General features: G+C 57.7%; 22 protein-coding genes and 1 pseudogene. 17 read left to right on the forward strand and 6 right to left on the reverse strand.

What is annotated here, in order from left to right; all coding sequences use genetic code 11:
* Positions 1-172 precede the first annotated feature (172 nt).
* Positions 173-1,435 (forward strand): methionine adenosyltransferase, encoded by a 1,263-nt coding sequence (gene metK, locus LGH74_RS03140; protein ID WP_226171791.1) that lies wholly within the window; start codon positions 173-175, stop codon positions 1,433-1,435.
* A 77-nt stretch (positions 1,436-1,512) separates the two neighbouring features.
* Here metK and hpf read toward each other — a convergent pair whose 3' ends face one another.
* From hpf to LGH74_RS03160, 4 genes are all read right to left on the reverse strand, one after another.
* Entirely contained in the window at positions 1,513-1,812 is a 300-nt protein-coding gene (hpf, locus tag LGH74_RS03145) for a ribosome hibernation-promoting factor, HPF/YfiA family (RefSeq protein WP_226171793.1), read from the reverse strand.
* Positions 1,813-1,851: 39 nt separating this feature from the next.
* On the reverse strand, positions 1,852-2,739 hold the full coding sequence (locus LGH74_RS03150) for a tyrosine-type recombinase/integrase (RefSeq protein ID WP_226171795.1): 888 nt from the start codon (positions 2,737-2,739) through the stop codon (positions 1,852-1,854).
* Between the two features lie 138 nt (positions 2,740-2,877).
* Entirely contained in the window at positions 2,878-3,072 is a 195-nt protein-coding gene (gene rpsU, locus LGH74_RS03155; RefSeq protein ID WP_100337199.1) for a 30S ribosomal protein S21, read from the reverse strand.
* Positions 3,073-3,163: 91 nt separating this feature from the next.
* Positions 3,164-4,303 carry an acyl-CoA dehydrogenase family protein gene (locus tag LGH74_RS03160; RefSeq protein WP_226171801.1) on the reverse strand — a complete coding sequence of 380 codons (1,140 nt, stop codon included), beginning with the start codon at positions 4,301-4,303 and terminating at the stop codon, positions 3,164-3,166.
* Positions 4,304-4,536: 233 nt separating this feature from the next.
* Here LGH74_RS03160 and LGH74_RS03165 point away from each other — a divergent pair, with 233 nt between their 5' ends.
* From LGH74_RS03165 to LGH74_RS03215, 11 genes are all read left to right on the forward strand, one after another.
* A complete protein-coding gene (locus tag LGH74_RS03165; protein WP_226171804.1) occupies positions 4,537-5,490 on the forward strand; it encodes a polysaccharide biosynthesis/export family protein in 954 nt (317 codons plus the stop codon).
* Positions 5,491-5,565: 75 nt separating this feature from the next.
* Positions 5,566-8,031 carry a GumC family protein gene (locus LGH74_RS03170; RefSeq protein WP_226171806.1) on the forward strand — a complete coding sequence of 822 codons (2,466 nt, stop codon included), beginning with the start codon at positions 5,566-5,568 and terminating at the stop codon, positions 8,029-8,031.
* Between the two features lie 20 nt (positions 8,032-8,051).
* The gene (locus LGH74_RS03175) at positions 8,052-8,819 is read left to right on the forward strand and encodes a tyrosine-protein phosphatase (RefSeq protein WP_226171808.1); all 768 of its coding nucleotides are present in this window, start codon (positions 8,052-8,054) and stop codon (positions 8,817-8,819) included.
* A 54-nt stretch (positions 8,820-8,873) separates the two neighbouring features.
* A complete protein-coding gene (locus LGH74_RS03180; RefSeq protein WP_226171810.1) occupies positions 8,874-9,893 on the forward strand; it encodes an NAD-dependent epimerase/dehydratase family protein in 1,020 nt (339 codons plus the stop codon).
* Positions 9,894-9,983: 90 nt separating this feature from the next.
* Positions 9,984-11,381, forward strand: coding sequence for a tetratricopeptide repeat protein (locus LGH74_RS03185; RefSeq protein ID WP_226171812.1), 1,398 nt, complete (start codon positions 9,984-9,986; stop codon positions 11,379-11,381).
* A 207-nt stretch (positions 11,382-11,588) separates the two neighbouring features.
* Positions 11,589-12,419, forward strand: coding sequence for a phosphosulfolactate synthase (locus LGH74_RS03190; RefSeq protein WP_226171814.1), 831 nt, complete (start codon positions 11,589-11,591; stop codon positions 12,417-12,419).
* Positions 12,420-12,558: 139 nt separating this feature from the next.
* Positions 12,559-12,993, forward strand: a complete 435-nt coding sequence (locus tag LGH74_RS03195) for a hypothetical protein (protein WP_226171830.1) — start codon at positions 12,559-12,561, stop codon at positions 12,991-12,993.
* A gap of 130 nt (positions 12,994-13,123) precedes the next feature.
* Entirely contained in the window at positions 13,124-14,467 is a 1,344-nt protein-coding gene (locus LGH74_RS03200; RefSeq protein ID WP_226171833.1) for a PQQ-dependent sugar dehydrogenase, read from the forward strand.
* A 153-nt stretch (positions 14,468-14,620) separates the two neighbouring features.
* Positions 14,621-15,271 (forward strand): hypothetical protein, encoded by a 651-nt coding sequence (locus LGH74_RS03205; protein WP_226171836.1) that lies wholly within the window; start codon positions 14,621-14,623, stop codon positions 15,269-15,271.
* 142 nt (positions 15,272-15,413) lie between these two features.
* Entirely contained in the window at positions 15,414-16,088 is a 675-nt protein-coding gene (locus tag LGH74_RS03210; RefSeq protein WP_226171840.1) for a DedA family protein, read from the forward strand.
* 96 nt (positions 16,089-16,184) lie between these two features.
* Entirely contained in the window at positions 16,185-16,928 is a 744-nt protein-coding gene (locus tag LGH74_RS03215; RefSeq protein ID WP_226171843.1) for a shikimate dehydrogenase family protein, read from the forward strand.
* A gap of 279 nt (positions 16,929-17,207) precedes the next feature.
* Here the strand turns inward: LGH74_RS03215 and LGH74_RS03220 are convergent, their stop codons facing one another.
* A complete protein-coding gene (locus LGH74_RS03220) occupies positions 17,208-19,751 on the reverse strand; it encodes a TonB-dependent receptor (protein ID WP_226171846.1) in 2,544 nt (847 codons plus the stop codon).
* Positions 19,752-20,484: 733 nt separating this feature from the next.
* Here LGH74_RS03220 and LGH74_RS03225 point away from each other — a divergent pair.
* From LGH74_RS03225 to LGH74_RS03245, 5 genes are all read left to right on the forward strand, one after another.
* Positions 20,485-21,135, forward strand: a complete 651-nt coding sequence (locus LGH74_RS03225; protein WP_226171849.1) for an RNA polymerase sigma factor — start codon at positions 20,485-20,487, stop codon at positions 21,133-21,135.
* The gene (locus tag LGH74_RS03230) at positions 21,116-22,798 is read left to right on the forward strand and encodes a hypothetical protein (RefSeq protein ID WP_226171852.1); all 1,683 of its coding nucleotides are present in this window, start codon (positions 21,116-21,118) and stop codon (positions 22,796-22,798) included. The genes LGH74_RS03225 and LGH74_RS03230 overlap by 20 nt, the downstream gene beginning before the upstream one ends.
* Before the next feature lie 52 nt (positions 22,799-22,850).
* On the forward strand, positions 22,851-23,243 hold the full coding sequence (locus LGH74_RS03235; RefSeq protein ID WP_226171855.1) for a DUF6970 domain-containing protein: 393 nt from the start codon (positions 22,851-22,853) through the stop codon (positions 23,241-23,243).
* A 126-nt stretch (positions 23,244-23,369) separates the two neighbouring features.
* Positions 23,370-25,403, forward strand: a complete 2,034-nt coding sequence (gene uvrB, locus LGH74_RS03240) for an excinuclease ABC subunit UvrB (RefSeq protein WP_226171858.1) — start codon at positions 23,370-23,372, stop codon at positions 25,401-25,403.
* 94 nt (positions 25,404-25,497) lie between these two features.
* A complete protein-coding gene (locus LGH74_RS03245) occupies positions 25,498-26,019 on the forward strand; it encodes a hypothetical protein (RefSeq protein WP_226173782.1) in 522 nt (173 codons plus the stop codon).
* A gap of 141 nt (positions 26,020-26,160) precedes the next feature.
* Here LGH74_RS03245 and LGH74_RS25180 read toward each other — a convergent pair.
* A pseudogene (locus LGH74_RS25180) lies at positions 26,161-26,340 on the reverse strand (YetF domain-containing protein); the annotation flags it as partial.
* Positions 26,341-26,601 lie beyond the last annotated feature (261 nt).

Consider the following 26,601-nt stretch of genomic DNA (forward strand, 5'->3'; position numbering starts at 1 on the left):
GAAATAATCAAGGTTTAGCCGCCATACTAGCCGGCGGCTTGCTTTCTGTTGAGAACCGCCGGTATATTCACCCTCGCTACCTTCACCTTTTTAGTTAGCTTTGCGGCCCGCGCCCTGCGCATAGGCAGGTAGCGGGCCTTATTCTCGACCCCAGTCGCTAGATCGAACTCTGATGCCGTATCTATTCACCTCCGAATCCGTTTCGGAAGGCCACCCCGATAAAGTAGCCGACCAAATTTCTGACGCCATCCTCGACGAATACCTGCGCCAGGATCCAGCTTCTAAAGTTGCCTGCGAAACACTCGTCACCACCGATTTTGCGTTGGTAGCCGGCGAAATTAAGTCTACGGCCCACGTCGATGCCGAGCCAATTGTGCGGGGCGTTATCAGCCGTATTGGCTATAACAAGCCTGAGTACCTGTTCAATGCCGATACCTGCGAGGTGATGAACCGCCTGCACGAGCAGTCGCCCGACATCAATCAGGGTGTGGAGCGCGCCAGCGACGAAGAGCAGGGTGCCGGCGACCAGGGTATGATGTTCGGCTACGCCACCAAGGAAACGGCCAACTACATGCCCCTGGCCCTCGACCTCTCGCATCGTCTGCTCGATGAGCTGGCCAAAATCCGCAAGGCAGGCCAGGAAATGACCTACCTGCGGCCCGATGCCAAAAGCCAGGTCACGATTCGCTACGCCGACGACAACACGCCCGAGGCCATCGACACCATCGTGGTAAGTACCCAGCACGACGAATTCGACGAGTCAGAAGAGAAAATGCTGGCTCAGATTTCGGAAGACATCCGCCACATTCTGGTGCCCCGGGTAAAAGCCGGCCTCGATGCCGCCACCCAAAGCCTCTTCACCGACCAGATTACCTACCACATCAACCCCACCGGCAAGTTCGTCATCGGTGGCCCCCACGGCGACTCGGGCCTCACCGGCCGCAAGATCATCGTGGATACTTACGGTGGTAAAGGTGCCCACGGCGGCGGCGCCTTCTCTGGCAAGGACTCTTCTAAAGTAGACCGTTCGGCTGCCTATGCCACGCGCCATATTGCCAAAAACCTGGTAGCCGCCGGCGTAGCCGACCAGGCCTTGGTGCAGGTTGCCTACGCCATCGGTGTAGCCCAGCCCGTGGGCCTCTACGTAACTACCTACGGTACCACCAAGGCCAAAGCCACTAACGGCCAGCTGCTCACCGATGGCGAAATTGCCGAGAAGGTCAGCAAGCTGTTCGATATGCGCCCTTACGCCATTGTACAGCGCTTCGGCCTGCGCAACCCCATCTTCGCCGAAACGGCGGCTTACGGCCACATGGGCCGCCCGCCGGGCACCAAGGAAGTGAAAATGGCTTCCGGCGAAACCAAAACCTTCGAAACCTTCACTTGGGAAAAGCTCGACTACGTCGACCGGATCAAGGCTGAGTTTGGTCTGTAGCCGAAACTCTGAGTAACAACAAAAAGCCCCGCCAGATTCGTCTGGCGGGGCTTTTTGTTGCGGCTAATCCACGAGAATTAGTGGCTGGTTACTTTCTCTTTGTGTTTGGTAATCTGGCGGCGCAGGCTCTCAGTAGCGGCATCGGCAGCAGCTTCGAAGGAGGCGGCATCTTCCTGACTGAAGAGGATGGTGCCCGGAATAAGCAATTTGATTTCGACGGTTTTGTTGTCAATGCCGTCTTTATTGTTGAGTTTCAGAATTACCTCACCTTCCGTAACACGGTCATAAAAGGTTTCGAGCTTGTCGAGGCGTTTCTGGATGAAATCGAGCAGTTTCTGGTCGGCGTCGAAGTGTACCGAATGCATCTGTACTTTCATCGGTCGTAGGGGTTTGGGGTAGAAAAAAAGGGAAACAACTTAGGCCTTCGGATGGGCCTTCTCAAATACTGACTTGAGCTTATCAATCGATAAGTGCGTGTAGACCTGCGTTGCGGCCAGATTGGCGTGCCCAAGCAGCTCCTTAATAGCGTTCAGGTCAGCGCCTTTGCTGAGCAGATGGGTGGCAAAGGAGTGCCGCAGCACGTGCGGGTGCTGCTGGGAAGAGGCAGTCGTTATCTGGCTTAAATAGTGCTTCACGGTCCGATACACGAGCTTTTCATAGAGTGGCTCCAGCTTATCCGTAACGAGGAGGGGCCCGCGGGCGTTGTCGGCAGCACCAAATTGAACCTGCTTTTGCGCTATATAGCGCTCTAGCACTATAAGCAGGGTGGGGTTCAGCGGTACGATGCGCTGCTTGTTGCCTTTACCCGTCACGCGCACCGTTTTGCCGCTCAGGCTCAAGTCTTCGTGCTTGATACCGATGAGCTCGGAAAGCCGGATGCCAGTGCCGTAGAGCAGTTCCAGAATCAGTTGGTCGCGGGAGCCGACGAAGGTGAGCGGAAACTCGAAAGAGTTCAGCAAGCCGTTGAGCGAGTCTTCGGGCACGAAGTCGGGCAGCTTCTTGGCTACTTTCGGCGACTTGATGCGCAGCATCGGGTTTTTGCTGACCTCGCCGGTGCGCAGCAAAAACTTGTAGTAGGAGCGCAGGCAGGCAATCTTGCGGTTCACGGTGCGCGGGTCCAACTGCTGCTGCATCAGCGTCACTACCCAGGACCGAATCAGGGTGTGGTCGGCCTGCGCAGGGTTTTCCAGCTCGTAAGTGGCTTTCAGATAGTCCGTAAACTGCCGCAGGTCCGTTTGGTACGACAGCACGGTATGCGGGCTGTAGCGTCGTTCGAACCGCAGAAAATCAAAAAATAATTCCATACTACCGGGTGCCGTACCGCTAAGGCCGGATACCCAATGTATGGAATTATCTTGGAAAGTACGAACGCGAAAAAACCGCCTGATTCGCTTCGAAAAGCAAATCAGGCGGTTAAATCGTAGCTAGCAGCTAACTGCTTCCTAGTAGTTGTCGGTGGCGTACATCGTCTGCTTGTACACAGCCTTTTCCTTCTGCTTACGCTTGGTAACCGAAGGCTTCTGGAAGAAGGTGCGACGACGCAGCTCTTTCAGAACGCCGGTGCGCTCAAACTTTTTCTTAAAACGCTTCAAGGCACGGTCAACAGACTCGTTATCCTTAATCTGGACGATGATCATATGCTCAGTTGGAATGAAAAACTTCTTCTTTAGGGGTCGCAAAGATAACAGGCTCTTTCTTACTGTGCAAGCCCTTGTCAAGTTGCTTTGATTACTTCAGCAAAGTACGGGCAATAACGAGCTTCTGAATCTCGGAAGTGCCCTCGCCAATGGTGCAGAGCTTAGCGTCGCGGTAGTATTTCTCGGCGGGGTAGTCTTTGGTATAGCCGTAGCCCCCAAAAATCTGTACGCCTTCGTTGGCGCAACGCACGCACACTTCCGAGGCGTAAAGCTTGGCCATTGCCGACTCCTGGTTCACGTTCAGGCCCCGGTCTTTCATATCGGCGGCGCGGTAGGTGAGCAGCGAAGCCGCCTCAATTTCGGTAGCCATGTCGGCCAGCTTGAAAGAAATACCCTGGAAGTTGGAAATCGGCTGGTTGAACTGGTGGCGCTCCTGTGAATACTGCAACGCCGCCTCGAAAGCCCCCTGCGCGATGCCCAATGACAAAGCCGCAATAGAAATCCGGCCGCCGTCAAGCACCTTCATCGACTGAATGAAGCCTTCGCCGACTTTGCCCAAAATGTTGGCTTTCGGTACGCGGCAGTCGGTGAAGATCAGCTCGGTGGTTTCGGAGGCGCGCATGCCCAGCTTGTCGGCTTTCAGGCCGTGGGTAAAGCCTTCGGTAGGTTTCTCGATAACGAAGGCCGTCATGCCGTGCGAGTCGCCGACTTCACCGGTGCGGGCAATAACGACGGCAATGCTGCTGCTTTTGCCGTGGGTAATGAAGTTTTTGGCGCCGTTCAGGATGTAGTCGTCGCCGTCTTCCACGGCTACGGTGCGCATGTTGCCGGCGTCCGAGCCGGTATTGGGCTCGGTGAGGCCCCAGGCGCCAATCCACTCGGCCGAGGCCAGCTTGGGCAGCCACTTGCGCTTCTGCTCTTCCGAGCCGAACTGCAGGATGTGGCCCGTGCAGAGCGAGTTATGAGCCGCCATGCTCAGGCCGATGCTGCCGTCAATCTTGGACAGCTCGGCAATGGCCGTCACGTATTCCACGTAGCCGAAGCCTGACCCGCCGTATTCCTGGGGAACGAGCACGCCCATCAGCCCCAACTCACCCAGCTTTTTAAAAATTTCGATGGGAAACTCCTGGCTTTCGTCCCACTTCATCATGTCGGGTTTGATGTGGGTTGCGCCAAAGTCGCGCACCATCTGGGCAATCATTGTTTGATTTTCGGTGGCTACAAGTTCCATGAAGAAAGCAGTTGGGTGGGAGAGGTAGGGAATAACCGGTGAGGCCCGGTTTTGGGTTTGCGAAAGTACGATTTTAGCCGCAGAGAAGCCAGCTAGTTTCCGGCCCGGCCCGGCCCGATTTTGAAAGGGCGTGCCAATTCGGTTACTTTGAAGGTTTTTTAGGAGGAAATGCACTTGCGTAAACAGGTCGTTCCCATTGCTTTCGAACTAGATTTTCGGCTTACCCAGCCTGCATGCAACAAACCGCTTTATCCCGCCTTTTGCGCCTCTGGCTGCTGTGCGCGCCCTTCGCCGTCCTGTTTTCGTCCTGCACCACTGGCAGGTACTACCGGCAAAACGTCATGTTCAGTACTCCTACCGGAGAAGGTGTTGATACAATGAAGCTGCGGACGCTGGTTGGCCGCACCACTCGCAACTACGTCATTCAGCCCAATGATTATCTGGATGTGCGAGTTTATACCAACAAAGGGGAGCGGATTCTGGATCCGAATGGTGAGCTGCAATTTGGCGCGCCCGGAGGAGGCATGAATACTACCAGCGGCAGCACCAGCCGGCTGGGCCAGACTTCGGGAGCCAATCGTAATGGGGGCGGAGCCAATCGGGGGGCGCAAACTGGGCAAGCTCCCGGCAACAGCGAGTTTCTGGTGCAGGCCAGCGGCTTTGTGAATCTGCCGATGGTAAACATGGTGAAGGTAAGCGGCCTGACCCTGCTCGAAGCCGACAGCCTGCTCAAAACCAAGTACGACGTGTTCTACAAGGACTCGTACGTGGCTACCCGGGTTACCAACAACAGAATTATCGTGTTGGGCGCACCCGGCGGGCAGGTTATTCCGATGTATAACGATAACATGAACTTGCTCGAAGTAATAGCCTCGGCAGGTGGTTTGGAGGGCAACAATGTTGGCGGTGGCGGTGGGGCCAATGGCATCGGTGGCGGTCGTTCTTATAACATCCGGCTGATTCGGGGTGATTTGCGTAATCCGCAGGTCCAGGTGATTGACTTGTCCACCATCGAGGGAATGCGCCGGGCTAACCTGCAGGTGGAGCCTAATGATGTGGTCTACATCGAATCGGTGCGCCGGCCCTTCTTTGCGGCACTTTCTGATGCAGGGTCAGTGTTTGGCCTGATTGGAGGCGTAGCAGGTCTGCTGACAACCTACATCTTGGTAAAAGATCTTATTAAATAGGTAGTAAGCAGTCGGGTCGGATGCGTAGAAGGCACCGGGTCCGATCAGGCGCTGATACTAACTTGTAACCACGGAATGGCAGTAAACGAAAACGCTGAGCTGGAAGAACTTATTCGCAGTGCTGGCGGCGCCGAACCTAATGCGGCGGAAGACGAAGATGGCGGTCTGGATATTGCCACTTTACTGCTGGTTGCCCGCCGGAGTCTGCTCTGGATTGTTCTGTTGATTGCCCTGGGCCTGTCGGCTTCCTGGCTGTTGCTGCGCTACACCAAACCGGTATACAAATCCACGTCGCTGCTCAAGATTGATGAGAAGACAGAAGCCGGCGCGCTTGGGCTCGACGGCCCGCTGGGCCAGGCTGTAGGAGCCAGCAGCCTCAATAAGCTGTCGGGCGAAGTGGAGCTGATCAAGTCCAATATTATCTATGAGCGGCTTAAAGATTCGCTGGAGCTCAACGTAAATTATTACGTGGAAGGCACCGTGCTCGAAACCGAGCTGTATGGCGTATCACCCTTCAAGGTAGACTATAAAATCAAGGATCCGGGGTTTTTCAACACCAAATTCACGCTCAATTTCACCGGACCGCAGCAGTTTCGTCTTTCCTACCTGAGTATGGGTCAGGAAAAAGCGGCCGAATACACGTTGGGGCAGCCAGTGGTGATGCCTGGCGCGGAGCTGGTAATAACGGCCACTCCCCAGCTGAACGACGAGAGCCGGGATAAAAACTACCATTTCATTATCAACGATGATGGAGCGGTAAACAACTACCTCAATACCAATCTGAGCGTTGATATCGTCAATCCGGACGCTAACACCATTCAGATTGCCTTCACGGACTTTAACCCGGCCAAAGCCCGGGATATTGTCAATAAGATTGATACTGTTTACCTGCAGGAAAAGCTCGCCAAGAAGCAGGAAGCCACGGCGCAAACGCTGCAGTTTTTGGACAAGACGCTGGCCGAAAACCAGGAGCGGCTGCAGGGAGCGGAAGAAAATCTGCAGGCTTTCGTGCGGCAAAACAAAACCTACGACGTCAAAGGCGAGGTAGCTGCTATTACCGAAAAGCTGGCGGAGCAGGAGAAAGAGCGTTTGGAGCTGATTGAGAAGGCCCAGCTGCTCGGTGAAATTACCGCCCTGGTGGAGCAAGGCCGCCTGACGCAGAGCGAGGACGCCACGTTGGCCCAAAGCATTCCGGGCATTGCTGAAATCGAGGATAGCCAGCTTACCCAGCAGCTGGAAGAGCTGAATAGCCTGCAATGGAACCTGAGCCGGCTGCTGCGCTCCTACAAAGAGACGACGGAAGCTGTGAAGCAGCAGCAAGCGGCGCTGAGCTACGTCAAGAACAACATCCGGCGCTTGTTGCAACAGCACCGGCAGCTGCTGGAAAAGCAGATTGCGGCCATGAACCGGCAGCGCGACCAGTTTAACGCCCAGCTGCAGACCTTGCCCCAGAAGGAAACCGAACTGGCTCGTCTGAAGCGCCCATTTGAGCTCTACGAGAAGTCTTACCTGATGCTGATGGACAAGAAAGTCGAGTTCAGCATCGCTAAAGCCGGTACCACGCCTGACTTCCAGATTTTGTCGCCGGCCAGCATGCCGGGCGCGCCCATCTCGCCGGTGCGGATGATGATTTATGCCGTTGGCCTAGCCGGTGGCATTGCGCTGGGCCTGGCTCTGGTGGCGGTGCGCTACTTTATGCACAACACCGTGAGCAACGTGCGCGAATTGGAACGCTCTACTTCCGCTTCGGTGCTGGGCGTAATTCCGACCTACGACAAGGAAAAAATGATGGTGTCGAAGCTGGTGGTGGACAAAAACCCCAAATCGGCTATTTCCGAGTCTATCCGCTCGATTCGAACCAACCTAGACTTTATCAGCTCGGCCAAGAAGAAGCGGCTGATTTCGGTAACGTCCACTATTTCCGGGGAAGGCAAAACCTTCGTGACGGTAAACCTGGGTGGTATTATTGCCCTTTCTGAGCAGCGCGTGGTCATTCTGGACCTGGATATGCGCAAGCCGAAGGTAAACCTGGCCTTCGGGGCCGAAAACGTGAAGGGTGTCAGCACCATCCTGATTGAAAAGCACACGATTCTGGAGTGCATTCAGCATACCAGCATCCCAACGCTGGACTTCATTTCGGCCGGCCCTACGCCGCCCAACCCCTCAGAACTGATTCTGAGCGCCAAGTTCGACGAGATGCTGGAAGAGCTCTACCAGCACTACGACGTGATTCTGATTGACACGCCGCCGGTAGGGCTGGTGACGGATGGTATCCTGATTATGCGCAAAGCCGATATTCCGATTTATATCGTGCGGGCCAATTACTCGAAGAAAACCTTCCTCAAGAATATCAACAAGCTGATTCGGGCCAACAACTTCACCCGCCTCTGCGCCATTCTGAACGACTCGACGGCCAGCGGTATGTACGGCTACGGGTATGGCTACGGCTACGGGTATGGCTACGGCTACGGCCAAGGCTATTACGAAGACACCAAGCCAGCCCTCGGTATGTTCTCCCGTTTGCGCAAGCGCTTCTCCTAACGCCGGCTTACTTCCTTCGCATGGCGTCTTTCTTCGACCGGTTTTTTGGCAGCTCTTCGGCCCCGGCTACTCCTGTGGCCGCCCTGGCCGGGCTCGAAGTAGATATGCACTCCCACCTGCTGCCCGGCCTCGATGATGGTGCCGATACGGTGGCCGAGTCGGTGGAGCTGCTGCGGGCCCTGCGCGCCCTGGGCTACCGCAAGCTCATTATGACGCCCCATATCATGGGCGACTTCTACAAAAACACCCCGGCCGGGGTGCGGGCGGCGCTTAAGCTGCTGCAGGATGCGGCTACGGCCGCCGGAATTACGGATGTGGCACTGGAGTGCGCGGCCGAGTATTACCTCGACGAGTGGCTGCAGCAGAAGATTGACGGCCCCGAGCCGCTGCTCAGCTTCGGCGGCGACAAAAAGTACGTGCTCTTCGAAACCTCCTACATCAACGAGCCTTTCAACTTCGAGGAAACGGTCTTCAACCTGAAGTCGGCGGGCTACCAGCCGGTGCTGGCCCACCCGGAGCGCTACACGTACTTCTACGGTCGTTTCCCGGCTCTCGAAAAAGTGCGCGAAAACGGGGTATTGCTGCAGGTAAACCTGAATTCTCTGGCCGGCTACTACTCGTCGGGAGCCAAGCGCGTGGCCGAAAAGCTCATCGACGCCGGCATGGTGGATATGCTCGGTACCGATGCCCACAACCTGAAGCACACCGATACGCTGCTGCAGAAAGTAGTGCCCAGCCCTTACCTGAAAAAGGTGCTGACGCAGCCCCTGCTCAATAATTCCTTGTAACCCAAGCGGCGAATTCCGTTGTTGAGGACCATTGTCTGAACTGATTCCGGGAATATGATTTTCGTCACTGGTGGCAGCGGCCTGATTGGCAGCTTTCTGATTCCGGCACTGCTGGCGCAGGGGCACAAGGTGCGGGCATTGTACCGCCAGCACATTCCTTCCGTTTCCAATGCTGAAGCAGTGGAATGGGTAGAAGGGGACGTGCTCGATGCCTTGGCCATCCGTCGGGCACTGGAAGGCGTGACCCACGTATTCCACTGCGCTGGCCTAGTGTCGTACGCGCCCCAGGATGAGGCGGCCCTGCAGCAGATCAACGTGGAAGGCACGGCCAACATAGTCGATGCCTGCCTCGACCGGCCGGGTATCCGGCTTTGTCACGTGTCGTCGGTGGCGGCGCTGGGCGGAGGAGCTGCGGCGGCCGAGCAGCACCCCGGCACCACCCAACTACTGACCGAGGACGCCAAATGGGACTTGGGCGCGGCCCACGCAGCTTACGCGGCCTCCAAGTACCTGGGCGAGCTGGAAGTGTGGCGCGGCGTGGCTGAAGGTCTGCAGGCCGTGATGGTAAACCCTTCGGTAGTGCTGGGCCCGGCCGACTGGGAGCGGAGCAGCACGCGGCTGTTTCGGTATGCCTACAACCAGCACGCCTTTTATACGCCCGGGAATATTAATTTTGTGGACGTGCGCGACGTGGTAGCTGCCATGCTGCGCCTGACGCTGGAGACCAGCATTGCCGGGGAGCGGTTTATTCTGAGTGCCGGGGCCGTGCCGCTGCACGACTTTCTAACCCAGGCCGCCGCCTGCTTTGGCCGCAAAGCCCCCCGCATTGCCGTGCCCGACTGGGCGGCCGAAGTAATCTGGCGGGCCGAATACGCCCGCTCGGTGCTCACCGGGGCCCGGCCCCTGATTACGAAGGATACGGCCCGGGCCGGCCGCAAGCCGGTGGTGTACCAGAGCCAAAAGGTGCAGCAGGCTACGGGACTGGCGTTCCGGCCCCTGAGTGAAACGATTCAGTGGTGCTGCCAGGGCCTGCAGCCGAACTCCCTTGGGTCCGGTGTGGTTGTTGTATATTAGGCTGATGGGCCGCCGCGAGGAGCGGTCTGAAAAAATAATCGTGGAGTCTGCCTTTCTGGCATTTTTTACGTTGCTTGTAGTAGAATGAGAATGAACGAGAATTTTGAGGACCAGGAGCAAGTGCTGGACACCGTACGCCGGTTTGAGCGGATGGTAGCCGACAACGAGCCCGTGTTTTTTGACCTGGCCGATTTTGAGAGTATTATCGACCACTATACTTCCACTACGCACTACGATAAGGCCTTACAGGCGTGTGAGGCAGCTATTGCCCAGTACCCTTTCTCTACCGAGCTGCTGATTGACCGCGCCCAGGTGCTGGCCATGAAGGGTGAATACCTGCCGGCTGCCGAGCAGATTGAAGCCGTAGCCCAGTTGGACCCTACCAACCCTGATGTGGCCGTGACGCGCGGCATTATTGCCACCCAGAAGGGCGACTTTGCCCAGGCCGTCGACTTCTTCCGCGACGCTTCCGAGCGGGCCCCCGACCGGGATGATATCTATTTCAACCTGGGCCTGGCCTACCAGAGCTGGCAGAAATTCAAAAGTGCGGCCAAGTACTATAAGATGAGCCTGCGCCTAAACCCCGACAACGATATTGCGGTGCAGGAGCTGCTCTATTGCCTCGAAATTTCGGAGCGGCTGGAGAAGAACCTGGAGTTTTTCCGCCGCTTTACCGACGAAGACCCATATTCGGCTATTGCCTGGTACAACCTGGGGCAGGCCTATTTCCGGTCCGGCGCTTTCGACGAGGCCGTGGCCGCCTTTGAGTACGCCATCCTGATTGATGGCAAATTCTACGATGCCCACGGCTTTCTGGCCAGCACCTACGTGGGCCAGGAAAAGTACCGCGAGGCTATTGCTGAGTTTCACCTCAGCTACGAGAAAGACGAGCCTACGCCCGAGGCGCTCTGCAACATCGGGGAGTGCCACGAGAAGCTGGGCGAATGGGACCTGGCCCGCCGCAACTACCAGCACGCCATCGACCTGGATCAGACGATGGACGAGGCTTGGTTTGGTATCGGTATCGTGCTCAACGCGCAGGAACGATGGTTTGAAGCCATCCACTTCTTCCGCAAGGCCGTGGCTTTGTACGAAGACAGCGTGGAATACTGGCTGGCCCTGGCTGCTGCCGAATACCAAATAGGAGCGGTAGTAAGTGCCCTGGAATGCTACGACAAAGCCACTCAGGTAGCGCCCGACAGTAAGGATGCCTGGCTGAACTGGAGCATCATTCTCTACGAGCAGGGCAACTTTGACGGGGCCATCGACCTGATGCGCAACGCGGTGGAAATTCAGCCCGCCGAGGCTGAACTGCATTACCGGCTGTGTGCTTACCTGCTGGCCGCCGGCCGCTACCGCGAGGCCTATGAAAACCTGGAAAACGCGCTGGTACTGGATTTCGACAAGCACCGGCTGCTGTTTGAGTACTTCCCCGAACTAGAGTCGCAGCGGGCCCTGGCCCGCCTGATTGACCAGTACCGGAAGTAACAAGCCCATACCGGCCTTTCGGGGTTCTGAATATTGTCCGTTATTCTGACGCCTTGCGTCGGGGCACCGAGCAATATTCAGAACCCCGATTTCATTTCCGGCCATTATAGAATTCGGGCGTACTTTTGCCCCGGTGCTCAGCGGACTATCGGTATCTGCAGGCCGCCAGGCGCCCAAGAACCTTGCATTCTAAACAAGATCCAACGAATGAATTACAGCCTCAACAACCTCCCCGAACGCACCAGCAAGCCGCGCGAACAAGGCTACACGATGGTAATGGACAAGGGCCTGAGCATCCGGGAAGTAGAAAACTTTCTGGAAGTAGGTGCCGAGTATACCGATATCGTCAAGCTGGGCTGGGCCACTTCCTACGTTGTACCCAATCTGAAAAAGAAGCTGGAAGTGTACAAGGAAGCCGGTATTCCGGTGTATTTCGGCGGTACGCTGTTTGAAGCCTTTATCATCCGCAACCAGTTCGACGACTACCGCCGCCTGCTCGCCGATTTCGGCATGGAGTACGCCGAGGTGTCCGACGGCTCGATTGACCTGAAGCACGACCGGAAGCTGGAATACATTCGCACCCTGGCCCAGGAGGTGAAGGTGCTGAGCGAAGTAGGCTCGAAGGATGCGGAAAAGATTATTCCGCCCTACAAGTGGATTTCGCAGATGAAAACCGAGCTCGAAGCCGGAGCCATCAAGGTAATCGGGGAGGCCCGCGAGGCTGGCAACGTGGGCTTGTTCCGCAGTACTGGTGAAGTTCGCTCAGGCCTGGTGGAGGAAATTCTAACCCAAATTCCGTTCGAGAAAATCCTGTGGGAAGCCCCGCAGAAAGCTCAGCAAGTGTGGTTTATTAAGCTGCTCGGGGCCAACGTGAACCTGGGCAACATTGCGCCCAACGAAGTGGTGTCACTTGAAACTATCCGTCTGGGTTTGCGCGGCGACACGTTCACGCAGTTCCTGGACATGGAGGCCGTCGACGACGACTTCAAGCCCGAGAAGCCGAGCGGCAAGCCCGGCACGTCGATGCCCCGCGGGTAAGGACCGAAGGCTACCACCGGCTACAGCCCGGCGCTACGAGTAGCGCCGGGCTTTCTTTTTGAGCCTGGGGCAGCTCCCTGTGACAACCGGATTTTATCCACTAGTTTCGGCTTTCTTCGGCCCTTCATTCCCTCCTGATTTGCTACAAAAACTACTTCTGACTGTTGCGCTGCTTGCCTTTGGTGGCGCGGCGCAGGCCCAGCAAGCCTCGCCTGCTGCGTGCCGTACCGTGCGCACGGGCCATTTTCGGGTGCCGAGCGATGATAAAGTATCCCAGGATTCCTTTGTGGAGCGTGGCCCCGATTCCCAGATTGAAACCGCCGAAGCGGGCAAGCTCAAGCTGCTGTACTCAGTAAAATGGCTGGACGACTGCACTTATGAGCTGCGGTTCGTGAAAACTCTGAAAGGTAGCCGCGAATATGAGCTGCCCCCCGATGCCGTGCTGACCGTGCATATTCTGGAAGTGACCGACAAAGCCTACACCTCCTCCGTTACATCCTCTTTCAGCGACATGAAGCTTGACCTGAAGATGGATATTCTGCCCGGTAAGCCCATTGCTACTCCAAGCCGCTAAGAGACAAAACGAGCAATTTGCGCAGCATCCGCACAACAAACTTGTCTGGATGAAGTAGGAAAGAACCGGCCCGACTGAGCAGTACGCCAGCGGAGCCGGTTTTTTGTTGTTCTTATTTCCTTGAGCCGTAATGAGCAAGTATATTTCCCCATTATCACTGCTGGCACTGCTGGTAGCCTGCGGCGGTCCGTCGAAACAGGAAAAAGCCCAAGCCCAGGCCGATACGCCCGCCGATACCGTAGCCACGGCCGCCGCTCCCGTCGATTTGCCCGCGCCCTACGCCACCAAGTCGGTGACGAAGCGCAGCAAGGTCATTGGCTGGCCGGCGGGCCGCACGCCCACGGTGCCGGCCGGCTTTACTATCAGCCAGTATGCGGCCAATTTTAATAGTCCGCGCTGGATATACGTGACGCCCAATGGCGACGTGCTGGTAGCCGAGTCTAACACGGTGCCAACCGATACTAAGAAGAAAATTGCCGCCGCTCTGGACCTCGACCCGTCCAAATCGTTGAAGCCAACCAGCGCCAACCGCATTACGCTGCTCCGCGACACCAACCAGGATGGCAAGCCCGACGTGCGCGAAACCTTCCTCAGCGGCCTCAACCAGCCGCTGGGTATGCTGGTGCTAGGTAACTACTTCTACGTGGCCAACACCGACGGTGTGCTGCGCTACGCCTACACGCCGGGCCAGACGAAAATCACCGGCCCCGGCCAGAAAATACTAGATTTGCCCGCCGGTGGCTACAACAACCACTGGACCCGCAATCTGCTGGCGTCGGCTGACGGCGCCAAAATCTATATTTCCGTGGGCTCGGGCTCTAATGTGGGCGAAAACGGCATGGATAAAGAAGTGCGCCGGGCTAACGTGCTGGAAATTAATCCTGACGGCACCGGCGAGAAAATATACGCTGCCGGCTTGCGCAACCCCGTGGGCATGGCCTGGGCGCCCGGCACCAACACGCTCTGGACGGCTGTGAACGAGCGCGACGAGCTGGGCGACGAGTTAGTGCCCGACTACCTGACCAGCGTGCAGCCCGGCGCGTTCTACGGCTGGCCCTACGCTTACTTCGGCACCCACGAAGACCCGCGCCGCAAGGGCGAAGCGCCTGATCTGGTAAAGAAAACCGTAGTGCCGGATGTGGCGCTGGGCCCCCACACGGCCTCGCTGGGCCTGGCCTTCTACGACCAGCAGCGCTTCCCGGCGCGGTACCGCAGCGGGGCCTTCATCGGGCAGCACGGCTCCTGGAATCGGTCGAGCTTCTCGGGGTATAAGGTCGTGTTCGTGCCTTTTGCGAAGGGAAAGCCGGCTGGAAAAATGGAAGACTTCGTCACGGGCTTTGTTGCCGATGAAGCCACGAAAGAGGTGTATGGCCGGCCTGTGGGCGTTACCGTGTTGCCCGATGGCGCTATGCTGGTGGCTGATGATGCTGGCAACACCGTGTGGCGGGTAAGCGCGACGGGAACCGGCAGCTAGCGTAAGTGCATAGAAATAAGCGGGAGAAAAAGTTGGATATAATATCACAATGATTATATTTGATTGAACTAAACAAAGCGCATGGCTGGCCGCAGTGCTAATGCCTTTGTTTGAACTCAATCCTGTGTAGTCATTTATCCAACCCTGCTTCCTATGCACACACTCGCACGCCCCGCACTGCCAGAGCAGACTCGTAATCTGGCCAAATCGTTGATGAACCGGTATCTGCGCGACGTGATTGTGCGCAACTGGGAACAGGACGGCCGCCCGCTGCCGCCGCCTCACCAGGTGAAGCAAACAGTTATTGCCGAGTACCAGCGCCGCTTCAACTGCCCGATTCTGGTGGAAACCGGCACTTTCCGCGGCGACATGATTGAGGCCCAGCTGAAGAACTTCGACCGGCTGATTTCCATTGAGCTAAGCCAAGAGCTGTATGAAAAGGCTTGCTACCGGTTCCGCAAGTCGCCCCAGGTTACCATTTATCAGGGCGACAGTGGAGCCGTGCTGCCCCGCATCATGCGGGTGCTCGACCGGCCGGCCGTGTTCTGGCTCGATGGGCACTACTCGGCCGGCGACACGGCCCAGGGCAGCAAAGAGTGCCCGATTTATGAGGAGCTGGAGGCCATCTTCGCCCAGGGCCCGCGCTTTGCTCACGTACTGCTGATTGATGATGCCCGCTGCTTCGTGGGTCAGGGCGACTACCCGACCATTGCCGCCCTCACCGAGTTCATTCAGGCCCACGACCCACGCTACCTCGTGGAAGTGCAGGACGATATCATCCGGGCCGTGGTGAAGGGCCGGTAGCACTGCCGCCTACGCCAAGGCTCTTGGCGGGAATAAATCAACTCAAATTACCCTGACAGGCTGCCACTTTCCCGGCAGCCTGTTTTCTTTGTGGGATATTTGCCGGCTACAGTCCAGTCATTTCTCTCACCTACCTTCCTCAATGGAGCTGATTAAGCATTTTCTCGACATTATCCTGCACCTCGACGTGCATCTTAAGCTGCTCGTGGGTGAGTATGGCAACCTGATTTACCTGATCCTGTTCCTGATCATCTTCACCGAAACCGGCGTAATTGTGCTGCCCTTCCTGCCCGGCGACTCGCTGCTGTTTGTGGCCGGCACCCTGGCCGCCCAGCCCGTAGCCGCCGGCTCGCCCGATACGCTGCTCAACATCGTTTACTTGATTCCACTGCTGATTGCGGCGGCTTTTCTGGGCGACAACCTCAACTACTTCGTGGGCGACTACCTGGGGCCGCGCGTGTTCCGGGAAGATTTCCGGTTTCTGAAGCGTAAGTACCTGGAGCAAACCCAGGCCTTTTACGCCAAACACGGCGGCAAAACCATCATCATGGCCCGCTTTATTCCCATTGTGCGCACGTTTGCGCCGTTCGTGGCGGGCGTGGGCACCATGAAATACAGCTTCTTCATTGGCTACAGCATTGCTGGGGCGCTGCTCTGGGTGTTTTCGCTCACGCTGGCGGGCTTCTTTCTGGGCAACATTCCGTGGGTGCAGCACAACTTCACGTACGTGATTTACGGCATCATCCTGTTCTCAATTCTGCCCCCGGCTTTTCAATTCCTGAAGGAGAAGCTAAGCGGCAATTCGGCTGCGGCATAAGCTGGTAGTTGCATTTATTTTTTCAAAAACCGCCCCGATGCTCAGGCTTTGGGGCGGTTTTTTTGTTTTTTCGGGACGCTATTCCTTGTCATTCTTATGCGGCAGTTTGGACTTATCGGGCTGAAGCTCGAACACTCTTTCTCTCAGGCCTACTTCACCCAGAAATTTGAAACGCTGGGGCTCGACGACTGCACCTACAGCCTGTTTGAGCTGCCCAGCATCCGGGAGCTGACCGCGCTGATGGAGAGTACTCCGGAACTGCGCGGGCTCAACGTCACGATTCCGTTCAAGGAGCAGGTGTGGCCTTATCTGGATGAAGTAGCGCCGTCGGCCGCCCGTATTGGGGCCGTCAACGTCATCGAGTTTACGGCCGACAACCGCCGCGTGGGCCACAACACCGACTACATCGGCTTCCGGGAGTCGCTGCGGCGGTTTTATCCGCTGCGCGGCGCCGAGGCCGGAGCCCTGGTGCTGGGTACGGGCGGCTCGTCGAAGGCGGTGGAAGCGGCCCTACGCGAGCTGGGTATCCGCTACTGGCTGGTGTCGCGCAACCCAATGGGCCACGGCCTCACCTACGACGACCTGACGCCGGCCATCATGTCGGCTCATTCCCTGATTATCAATACCACACCGCTGGGCACCTTCCCAAATATGGACGAGTGCCCCCCAATTCCGTACCAGCACCTCTCAGCCCAGCACTATCTCTACGACTTGATTTATAACCCGAGCGAGACCTTGTTCATGGCCAAAGGCCTGGAGCAGGGCGCACAAGCCAAAAACGGCTTCGAAATGCTCGGCCTCCAAGCAGAAGCCTCCTGGGAAATCTGGAACCGGAGGTAATGTGGGTTAATGTGCTAAAATTAATGTGGTTGAATGTGAGCAATGTGAGCAATGTGTCATTGCGAGCTGGCGAAGCAATCCGTCCTCTGCGCAGGTAGTCATGCCCTTTGACCAGAAAGCCCTTTTCCGTTGCTACGGAAAAGGGCTTTTCAGTTAAGAATACTTAGCACATTTCAGAGGACGGATGGCTTCGTCGTGCCTCCTCGCAAGGACACATTCCTCACATTCAACCACATTAATTTTAACACATCAGCACATTAAGCATTAGCGCATTAAAAACTACTGCTGCCCCTGGTTACTCTCACCTTGCTTAGTGTCGTCGTTCTGAATGCCTCGGCGGCGCTTCGGGGGCTGGGTCGAGACTTTGCCAAAGCGGTAGTTGAAGGCCAGGCGCACGCCGCGCATGTAGATGTAGTTGTTGGTTTCCTGACGGAACTGGTCGGTATCGAGCGTAGAGCTCAGATTGCGGGTGGCTTGCAGGAAGTTGTCAGCATTCAGGGTCAGATCGGCTTTGTCCTTGAGCAGGTTTTTGCGCAGCCCCACCGAATAGAACGTCCAGGCGGCCTGCTGGCCCTGCAGCTGGATGCGGGGCGAATTCAGGCCGCCGAAGAACTGCAGGCTCAGGCCTTTTTCAAATTTGTAGCCCGAGTTCAGGTTCAGGCTGTACATCAGCCCCGAGTTGCTGAGCTCCAGAGAGGGGCTTTTCAACGACACATAGTACACGTTGACGGTGCCACTCACGTCCCACTTCGGCACGGGCTTCACCGAGCCGAAGATGCTCGTGCCATAGGTGGCGTTGCGCCCGATGTTGAGGAAAGTTTGTTTGTTCACGCCGTTGACCACCTCCCGGTAGGTTTCAATGGCGTTGCCGGTGCGGCGGGCGTAGGCCGAAATGTTCAGCACTGAGCCCTTGATGAAGGTGGTAAAGTTCAGCTCGTAGCTGTCCGTCAGCTCGGGCTCCAAGTCGGGGTTGCCCCGGCTGGTGTTGAGCGAGTCAGTAGCGTTGAGGAATGGGTTCAGGTAGAAAATCTGGGGGCGCTGAATGCGGCGGGAGTAAGCCGCCCGCAGCGACTGGCCGGGCTTCTTGGGGTTGCCGGGCTGGTAGCTCACGCTCAGGTTGGGCAGCAGGTTGATATAGTCCTGCGCCACGCCCCGTTCATCGCCCTGCTGAAAGCTGCCGTCAATGTTGGTCCTCTCGACGCGGGCTCCCAGCTTGGTGCTTACCTTTTTGCTGATATTGAAACCATAGGAGCCGTAGGCCGCCAGCACGTCCTGGTCGTAGCGAAAGGCATTGGAGCGGGCCGCGTTGTACGTCAGTATGCTTTGGCCGGTCGGGTCGGTCTGGATGGTATAGTTGCTGCTTACGCGGCGTAGAATGGCCTTGGCTCCGGTTTCGAGGGTCGTGGTTTCCGAAAATGGATGCACGTAATCGGTCTGCAGCGTGGTTTCGAGGTTGCGGGCCAGGTTAAGGCTTTCCTCCCGGTAGTCACGCTCGGCGGCCGGACCCACACCGTCGCCGGGGTATTGGTCGAGGCTGTAGTTCTGGTTGTTGCGGTTGCGCGTATGCTGGCCCAGCACGCTCCACTCGCGGCGCTTCTGGGCAAAGGTGCGGGTATAGCTGCCACTCACGTCGTAGCTCTGGGTGCGGAATCGGCGCTCCGAGTCGCGGGTAAAGTCCCGGGCCGGGGTTAGCGGAAAAAGACTGTTGTAGTGGATGTTGTTGTAGAGCTCATTGTCGCCGCTGTTGCGAAACATGCTGCCCTGCACGCTCAGCGTGAGGCTGTGGTATTGGGCAGGGTCGTAGTCGAGGCCGAGGCGCCCGAAGCCGCCGCCGCCGAGGGTGTTGCCGCTGCCACGCTGCTCCAGGGAAAGGGCGTCGCTGCCATTGGCATTTTTCGTGAAGCGCTGCAGGTCGTTGCGGTTGGGGCTGTAGAAAGCAAAGCCGCTGGCCGAGCTGGTCAGCCCGATTTTGCCTTTGCGGTAGTTCAGCGCGGCATTGCCGTTGGAGCTGCGCGTACCGGCGGCCAGGCCCACGCTGCCGTTGGTGCCTTGCAGGTTGTTTTTCTTCAGAATGATGTTGATGATACCACCCGAGCCTTCGGCGTCGTACTTGGCCGAGGGCGAGGTAATAACTTCCACACTCTTGATCTGGTCGGCCGGAATTTGCTTCATGGCATCGGCCACCGAGCTGGCCACGATGCCCGAGGGCTTATTGTTGATGAGTACCCGCACGTTGCTGGTGCCGCGCAGCTCCACGTTGCCATCGGGGTCCACGTTTACCAGCGGCACTTTACGCAGCACATCAGCCGCCGTACCGCCCGAGTTGGTGATGTCCTTTTCGGCGTTGTAAACGATACGGTCAGGCTTGGTTTCGATGACGTCCCGCTCCCCGGTTACGGTTACTTCCCCCAACTTCTGGGCCGTCGAGGCTAGCGGCAGCGTGCCCAGGTCGGTGGGCCCGTCGGTGATGGTCACGGTTTCGGTGCGGGCCGTGTAGCCAATAAAGCTGATCTGGAGCCGATAGGTACCCGCCGCTAGGCTTTTGAGCACAAACCGGCCTTTCTCGTCGCACACGGTACCGTCGATGGGGGTAGTGCCAGTGGCGGGCAGCAGGGCTACGGTGGCAAACTCCACCGGCTTTTTGGTAGCGGCATCGAGTACGGTACCGGTCAGGCGGCCGGTGCCTTTGGGCGCGGCCGGCATAGCCAGTGGCTTGGGTACCGCCGAGATGCCGGTGGACGGCTGTGCGGCCGGGGGCGTAGTTTGAGCCCAGGCTGGCGCATTCAGCAAACCCGTGACCAAAAGGGGTATATATCGTTTCATATCAGCAAAAGGGAAAAACAGAGAATAGCCCAGGCCGCAGCCGGTTAGCAGCAATGGTAGGTGGTAAGGTAGATGCCGCCTTCAGGGTCGACTAACCAGTGGGGGAGGTTGCACTGCGCCGGGCAATAGCAGGTAAATTCGGCAGTATATGAATCGTGGTAGCGGCCCGGACATTACAGCCGGGCCGTAATTTATTTGGTGGCGGCCAACTCTTAAGCAAACCTACTCAGCGCCTTGCACTTTAACCAACTTATTTTGTGGCTCTGGCAAAGGCCGGCCCACCTTGTCGGGGAGTAGTAGCACCGCAGCGGGCAAAAAAAAGCAGCCACCTCATACTAGAAGTGACTGCCGAGTTGCAGTAAGTGCGCAGGGAAATATCTGCCCAATGTAGCAATATCTTTCTAATGAGCCCAGCCGTGGAAGCCCTTGCGCGGAGTAGTGCAAGGCTTTTGAATTTGCCACTTGCTCTGGAATTAGCGAATTGAATATCAGGCTATTCAAAAAGATTTATGGATTTTTGCTCCGGCTATGCAACCGGTGCCGACAATGGCGGCTCTTCCAGATACAACACCACATTTAGGGTAGTGTCACCTTTCAGATTCTATCGGCTCATTATGGCAATATTGGTTACTTACATCTGCTGGTCTGGCCCCTCGCGGAATAGGCTGGTGCTTAACGTAGGCTCGGGGAGCCAGCTGCGCTGATGGGAGCATTGTCGTCTGCTTTTGGAACCGTGAGCGGGCTACGCAGCCTGCTTCCGGAAGGGGCTTCGGCCTCCAAGCCGGCTGCTGCGCCGGTGCCTGTGCGCCACCTCACCCCGCCTTCCTCCATGACCGAGGCCGAGATAATAGATGGCTGCCTGGCCGGTAGTCGACTCATGCAAAAGCACCTCTACGAGCGGTTTGCGGGTAAAATGATGGCCGTATGCCTACGCTATGCCCAAACAACCTTCGAAGCCGAAGACGTGCTGCAGGAAGGCTTTATAACCGTATTCAACAACCTGCGTAATTTCCGCCGCGAGTGCCCGCTGGAGTTCTGGATTCGCCGCATCATGGTGAATGCTGCCCTGCGCCAGCACCGCCGCAACGCCCCGTTGGTAGCCGTGAGCGAGGGTGAGTACCCCGAGGAGCTGGCTGGTGAGGAGTTTACCCTCTCCAACTACGCTTTCGAAGAAATGCTGGCCATGGTGCAGGAGCTGGCACCCCGCTACCGGATGGTGTTCAACCTGTTTGCCATCGAAGGCTACGGCCACAAGGAAATCGGAGAATTAATGGGCATCTCCGAAGGCACCAGTAAATCACAGTACGCCCGGGCCCGGGCCATTTTGAAGACCAAACTAGAGCGCCTCGACGCGTATCGTTCCAATGGTACCTACCGCAAATAATAATACGCCTACGCCGGAGCCTACCGGCGACTTGGAGCAGCTGTTTCGGCAGAAGCTGGGCGAAGCTGAGGTAGCGCCGCGCATGCATCTGTGGGAGCAGATTGACCACGAGCTGCTGGTGCAGCAAAACGAAACCTACCGCCGCCGGCTGGTGTGGCACCGCTGGGTAGCGGCAGCCTGCATTCTGCTGTTTCTGGGTGCCGGCAGCTGGTTTACGGTGCAGCGCACCGGCCTCACCGGTGCCTCAGCCCCGTTAGCTGGCCGTACTACCACGGCCGGCCAGACCCAGACCACCGGTAGTGGCAACGCTGCTGGAGTTGGCCTAGCGGCTGCTGGCCTTACGGCGGAATCTTTTGAAGGCCAGCCCGGCGCAACGGCCAGCACTAGCAATGAATTTGTAGCCGCCGCAGCAACGGCCACTGAAGCCGATGCCTTGGCAAATAATTTGGCTGCTGCCACTCACAGTTCGGCCCGTTTGGCTTCACTGAATGGAGTTGCACCGTCGGTGGCGGAAGCAACAGCTGTTTCGGCCGGCGCCGGCAGCTTCTTTACCAGTAGCCAAGTCCAGGCCGGCCGTGCTAGCTCGTCGTCGGTGGCGTATGGTACGGCTGCCACTGGCAGCACCGGCTCGCTGTTTGACTTGGTTATGAATGCGGGCAACAGTTCGTATGCTGCTTCTGCCACGGGCAAGACCTCGGCTGCCAGCTGGCTGACGGCCTTGAGCAGCCACCCCGTTTCGTTGCCTGGCTTGCTCCACATTGGCCGTCCCGATACGCTAAAAGCTGCGTTGCCCAGCGCCCCGGCTATGTCGCTGGCCCAGGCGGCTCCAAAGGCTTCGGAGGAAAAAGAGCGCGAAACCATAGCTCCCCGGCCCCGCAAATGGCGCCTAATGGGCTCCTACGCGGCTTCGGCTTACAACCCGAACATGGCTTTTGCCTCGGCTGCCGGAGCCACTGCTGCCGCGCCAAGTGTTTCTAACGGCTTCAGCGCTTCCCGCAATACAACGAATACTTACGATCTGGCCGCTCGGGAATACCGGCAGAACCTGCGCCCCGGCTTTGCCCAGCGTGTGGCCCTTACGGTAAGCTACGTGGCTACCAAGCACTGGACGATAAGCGCCGGACTGCAGGCTGCTGAGCAGCAGGCTACTTCCCAAACGTCTTATTCCTTTTTGGATGGCAAGCTGCCTTTGCAATCGGCTATAAGTAGTGCCGATAAAAACAACTCGTTGACGCCTCCGCGTCCTGCCCAACTGCGCACGGCCCAATACCGCTACCGCACGGCCGGCGTGCCGGTGAGTGTGCGCTACGGCTCGTCGCGCAATGGGGTGTCGCTCTACGCCAAAGTAGGCGCGGCCGTCAACGTGCTCTTCAACAGTCAGTCGGAGTTGGTGGGCGTACCGGAAGCTACTACTACCTACTCGCTCAGCTCTGTAGGCTCGCCCTACCGCAAGGTGCAGGGCTCGGTAAATGGTGGCGCGGGAGTGCGCTATAAGCCGGCCTCCGCGCAGTGGAGCCTGGCGGTGGGGCCCACGGCCGAAGCTGGCCTTTCGACCCTGAATGCCAACGCCGCTCAGTCGTCGTACCAGGCCCGGCCCTACGCCATCGGCATGGAAGCCAGTGTGGAGTTTGGCGGCAGCCGTGCGGCTACCGTTTTGCATTAATTTCTGAGCCGGGAAAAGCCTGGCTGCTTCACCTTAAAACAATGTGTATGCTATGAAAACGCTACTCGTACTCGTGGGTTTCTGGGGCTGCCTGGGCATGGTGCAGTGCCAAAAGGATTCGGTAAGCCCCGATAAGCAAGCCGACTGTGACCTGCCGCTGGCTTGCTCCGACACCCGCGCCCAGCCGCTGATTGATGAGTTGCTACGCACGCCTAAGGCCAACCCAGCCGGCGAGGTGTGGCTCTATACCTGGCAGGGCCAGCCGGCATATCTGGTCAAGTCCTTCCGGCCCGATGATTTTGTTAAAGTGTATAATCTGAATAACAATCAGCTGCGCTACGTGGGCGCACCCAGCGGTGGTATTTCGGGCAAAGGTGACGGCAAGTGCCCATCCTTTACGTCGGAGGCTACCGGGGGCTGCCTGCTGTGGCGCGACCCGCGCTAAGCTTATCCGTTATGCAAGCAAAAAACCTGTTCGATTCGTCCGGACAGGTTTTTTCGTTTCCGAAGAAACCTACCTTGCAGCAATGGAGTTATCCTAGGCTGTCTTAGCTGCCACATTTTTGCCTGAATGGACTATCAACTAACCTCCGAATTCAAACCCACCGGCGACCAGCCCAAGGCCATTGCCCAGCTCGTAGCGGGCGTCGAAAGCGGTGAGCCGGCCCAGGTGCTGCTGGGTGCCACGGGTACCGGCAAAACCTTTACGGTGGCCAACGTGGTGGCCCAAACCGGCCGGCCCACGCTGGTACTCTGCCACAACAAAACCCTGGCCGCCCAGCTCTACGGCGAGTTTAAGTCGTTTTTTCCCAACAATGCCGTCGAGTACTACATCAGCTACTACGACTACTACCAGCCCGAGGCCTACATTGCCAGCACCGACGTCTTCATCGAGAAGGACTTGGCCATCAACGAGGAAATCGAGAAGTTGCGGCTGCACTGCACGGCTACACTGCTCTCGGGCCGCCGCGACATTATTGTGGTGGCGTCCGTGTCGTGCATCTATGGCATCGGCAACCCCGAGGAGTTCAGCAAAAACGTCATTTACCTGGCGCCCGGCCTGAAATATTCGCGCAACAACCTGCTCTACCAGTTCGTGCAGATTCTGTACTCGCGTACCGAGGTGGAATTTACGCGCGGCTCGTTCCGGGTGAAGGGCGACACCGTGGACATCTTCCCGGCCTACGCCGACTTTGCCTACCGCATCTTCTTCTTCGGCGAGGAAATCGAGGCCATCCAGAAAATTGACCCGGTGAGCGGCAAAAAGCTCAGCGACGAGGACAGCATGACGCTCTACCCGGCCAACCTCTTCGTAACGGGCAAAGACACGCTCAACCAGGCCATCAAGGAAATTCAGTTCGATGTGGTGCAGCAGCACGCTTACTTCGAGAAGGAAGGCCGCGACTCGGAAGCCAAGCGCATCATGGAGCGCACTGAGTTTGACCTGGAAATGATTCGGGAGCTGGGCTACTGCTCGGGCATCGAGAACTACTCGCGCTACTTCGACGGCCGCCAGCCCGGCTCCCGACCCTTCTGTCTGCTCGACTACTTCCCCGACGATTACCTACTCGTTATCGACGAAAGCCACGCCACCATTCCGCAGGTGCGGGCCATGTGGGGCGGCGACCGGAGCCGCAAAACAGCCCTCGTAGAGTACGGCTTTCGCCTGCCGAGCGCCATGGACAACCGCCCGCTCACCTTCAACGAGTTTGAGAGTATGTACCGGCAGGCCATCTACGTGTCGGCCACGCCATCGGACTACGAACTGGCTCAGGCCAACGGCGTTATCATCGAGCAGATTATCCGGCCCACCGGCCTGCTCGACCCCGAAATTGACGTGCGGCCCAGCGTGAATCAGATTGACGATTTGCTGGACGAGGTGGACAACCGGGTGAAAATGGGTGACCGGGTGCTCGTTACCACGCTCACTAAGCGTATGGCCGAGGAGCTGCAGAAGTACATGGAGCGCTTGGGCATTAAGTCGCAGTACGTGCACTCCGATGTGAAAAGCCTCGACCGGGTGGAGATTCTGCGCCAGTTGCGCCTGGGTGTTATCGACGTGCTTATTGGCGTGAACCTCTTGCGCGAAGGCCTCGATTTGCCTGAAGTAAGCCTGGTGTGTATTCTGGATGCCGACAAGGAAGGGTTCCTGCGCGACCAGCGCAGTCTGATTCAGACGATGGGCCGCGCCGCCCGGAATGATAAGGGTAAGGTCATTATGTACGCCGACCGGATGACGGGCTCCATGCAGCGCGCCATCGACGAGACGAACCGCCGCCGCTCCGTGCAGCAGGCCTACAACGAGGAGCACGGCATTACGCCGCGCACGGTGAAGAAGTCGCACGACGAGATTATGGGGCAAACTTCGCTGTCGGACAAGCGCCGCATCGAGCCGGCCGCCTACGCCGGCCCCGAAACCGATACGCTGACTCTAGCCGCCGAGCCCGTCATTGCCATGATGGCACGGCCCGACTTGGAAAAGCTCATCAAAACGACCGAAAAGCAGATGGAGGCCGCCGCCAAAGACCTCGACTTCCTGCAGGCCGCTAAGTTCCGCGACGAGCTGGCCCAGCTGCGGCAGCTGCTCAAAACCAAGCGGGACTAGCCGGTTGGCATGAAAGTGGAACAAGTGTGGCCGGCCGGCTCCCGATTAGTAGGGGGCCGGCCAGCCATTTCTTTTACTCGCTATGCCTTTCGCTATGCCACACCGCTTACTCGCCTATCTGCTGCCCGCCGCGTTGCTGTTGGCCGCCCCGGCAGTTGCCCAGTCTCCGGAGCCTACTGCGCCGCCACGGGGCGCATCGTTTCCTAAGCTGCCCGAAACCGCCTTTCAGGCCACTACCAGTAGCACCTTGCTGCCCGCCACACCCGGTGTGCGCTACCAATACCAGCTGGTGCACCTCTACGACGACGAGCAGATATACCTGGCACCGGCTTGGCGCGGGCAAACCGTGCTGAAGCCGGTGAAAGTCAAAAGCGGGCTGTTTACCTACGAAAATACCCTGGGCGAGCTGGACGGACTGCTGATGACGACCCTGAACGAGTTGGCCGCCGACGGCTGGGAACTGCTCGAAATTCAGAACTCGGCGCAGCCCACCAGCGCCACACAGCAGGTAGAAACCAGCCTGCGGTTCAACGACCCACAACGGCCCATCCAGACGGGTACCACCAGCATCAGCACCCTGACCCAGACGCGCTACCTGTTCCGCAAGGCCCGGTAAGAGCATTTGGATAGGGCCTCCAGCCGGCCAGGAAAGGACTGTTATAACTGAATAGCCCAGGCAGTTCGCCGGTATGGGTGTGCTCCGAGTGTTCCTTTCGGGCTTTGCGCTTCTCCACGCTGATGGGGCGTTGCGCTCCAGGTACACCCGCTCGATGCCGGCCAAAGAAAATTGGTGTCCGTTGTGGCGCAGTCCATCCAGCAGATCGTTGTGGGTATTGCTAACCCTACGCATGTTTTGCTCGCAAAACTGCCCGTCTTTTACCAGCAGTAGTGGTTTGCCCTGCAGTAGTTTACCTGCAAAAGAACTGCGGTAGGCCACAAAAGCCAGTAGCCGGTAGCATACCGCTTTATCGTGAAGTAAAGGCTGTTTTTCTGGAGCCTACAATCATCTATATACCAGTGGGTGTGTTCCTGCACATGCAGGAACACACCCGTTTTTTGTGTGGCCGGCCGGTTAGCTGCCCCGCTGTAGTCACGCAGGTACCGGGTTTTCAAGTTGCCGGCCTGGTTCCTGGCTTAGGGCCTCGGTATATACAAACAAAGAAAAAGACACCTAAAAGATGTCTTTTTCTTCGGCTTT

Origin of the sequence: Hymenobacter lucidus (genome assembly GCF_020447265.1) — a bacterium.
In the GTDB taxonomy this organism is placed as follows: Bacteria; Bacteroidota; Bacteroidia; order Cytophagales; family Hymenobacteraceae; genus Hymenobacter; species Hymenobacter lucidus.

What these genes read in the sequence shown, in the direction of transcription:
- LGH74_RS03180 (WP_226171810.1), top strand. Translation starts at nt 8,874, where the DNA reads ATGATTTTCGTCACTGGTGGCAGCGGCCTGATTGGCAGCTTTCTGATT.
- metK (WP_226171791.1), top strand. Translation starts at nt 173, where the DNA reads ATGCCGTATCTATTCACCTCCGAATCCGTTTCGGAAGGCCACCCCGAT.
- LGH74_RS03245 (WP_226173782.1), top strand. Translation starts at nt 25,498, where the DNA reads ATGCCACACCGCTTACTCGCCTATCTGCTGCCCGCCGCGTTGCTGTTG.
- uvrB (WP_226171858.1), top strand. Translation starts at nt 23,370, where the DNA reads ATGGACTATCAACTAACCTCCGAATTCAAACCCACCGGCGACCAGCCC.
- LGH74_RS03200 (WP_226171833.1), top strand. Translation starts at nt 13,124, where the DNA reads ATGAGCAAGTATATTTCCCCATTATCACTGCTGGCACTGCTGGTAGCC.
- LGH74_RS03150 (WP_226171795.1), bottom strand. Translation starts at nt 2,739, where the DNA reads ATGGAATTATTTTTTGATTTTCTGCGGTTCGAACGACGCTACAGCCCG.
- LGH74_RS03220 (WP_226171846.1), bottom strand. Translation starts at nt 19,751, where the DNA reads ATGAAACGATATATACCCCTTTTGGTCACGGGTTTGCTGAATGCGCCA.
- hpf (WP_226171793.1), bottom strand. Translation starts at nt 1,812, where the DNA reads ATGAAAGTACAGATGCATTCGGTACACTTCGACGCCGACCAGAAACTG.
- LGH74_RS03210 (WP_226171840.1), top strand. Translation starts at nt 15,414, where the DNA reads ATGGAGCTGATTAAGCATTTTCTCGACATTATCCTGCACCTCGACGTG.
- LGH74_RS03160 (WP_226171801.1), bottom strand. Translation starts at nt 4,303, where the DNA reads ATGGAACTTGTAGCCACCGAAAATCAAACAATGATTGCCCAGATGGTG.
- LGH74_RS03185 (WP_226171812.1), top strand. Translation starts at nt 9,984, where the DNA reads ATGAACGAGAATTTTGAGGACCAGGAGCAAGTGCTGGACACCGTACGC.
- LGH74_RS03205 (WP_226171836.1), top strand. Translation starts at nt 14,621, where the DNA reads ATGCACACACTCGCACGCCCCGCACTGCCAGAGCAGACTCGTAATCTG.
- rpsU (WP_100337199.1), bottom strand. Translation starts at nt 3,072, where the DNA reads ATGATCATCGTCCAGATTAAGGATAACGAGTCTGTTGACCGTGCCTTG.
- LGH74_RS03190 (WP_226171814.1), top strand. Translation starts at nt 11,589, where the DNA reads ATGAATTACAGCCTCAACAACCTCCCCGAACGCACCAGCAAGCCGCGC.
- LGH74_RS03235 (WP_226171855.1), top strand. Translation starts at nt 22,851, where the DNA reads ATGAAAACGCTACTCGTACTCGTGGGTTTCTGGGGCTGCCTGGGCATG.
- LGH74_RS03215 (WP_226171843.1), top strand. Translation starts at nt 16,185, where the DNA reads ATGCGGCAGTTTGGACTTATCGGGCTGAAGCTCGAACACTCTTTCTCT.
- LGH74_RS03175 (WP_226171808.1), top strand. Translation starts at nt 8,052, where the DNA reads ATGGCGTCTTTCTTCGACCGGTTTTTTGGCAGCTCTTCGGCCCCGGCT.
- LGH74_RS03230 (WP_226171852.1), top strand. Translation starts at nt 21,116, where the DNA reads ATGGTACCTACCGCAAATAATAATACGCCTACGCCGGAGCCTACCGGC.
- LGH74_RS03165 (WP_226171804.1), top strand. Translation starts at nt 4,537, where the DNA reads ATGCAACAAACCGCTTTATCCCGCCTTTTGCGCCTCTGGCTGCTGTGC.
- LGH74_RS03170 (WP_226171806.1), top strand. Translation starts at nt 5,566, where the DNA reads ATGGCAGTAAACGAAAACGCTGAGCTGGAAGAACTTATTCGCAGTGCT.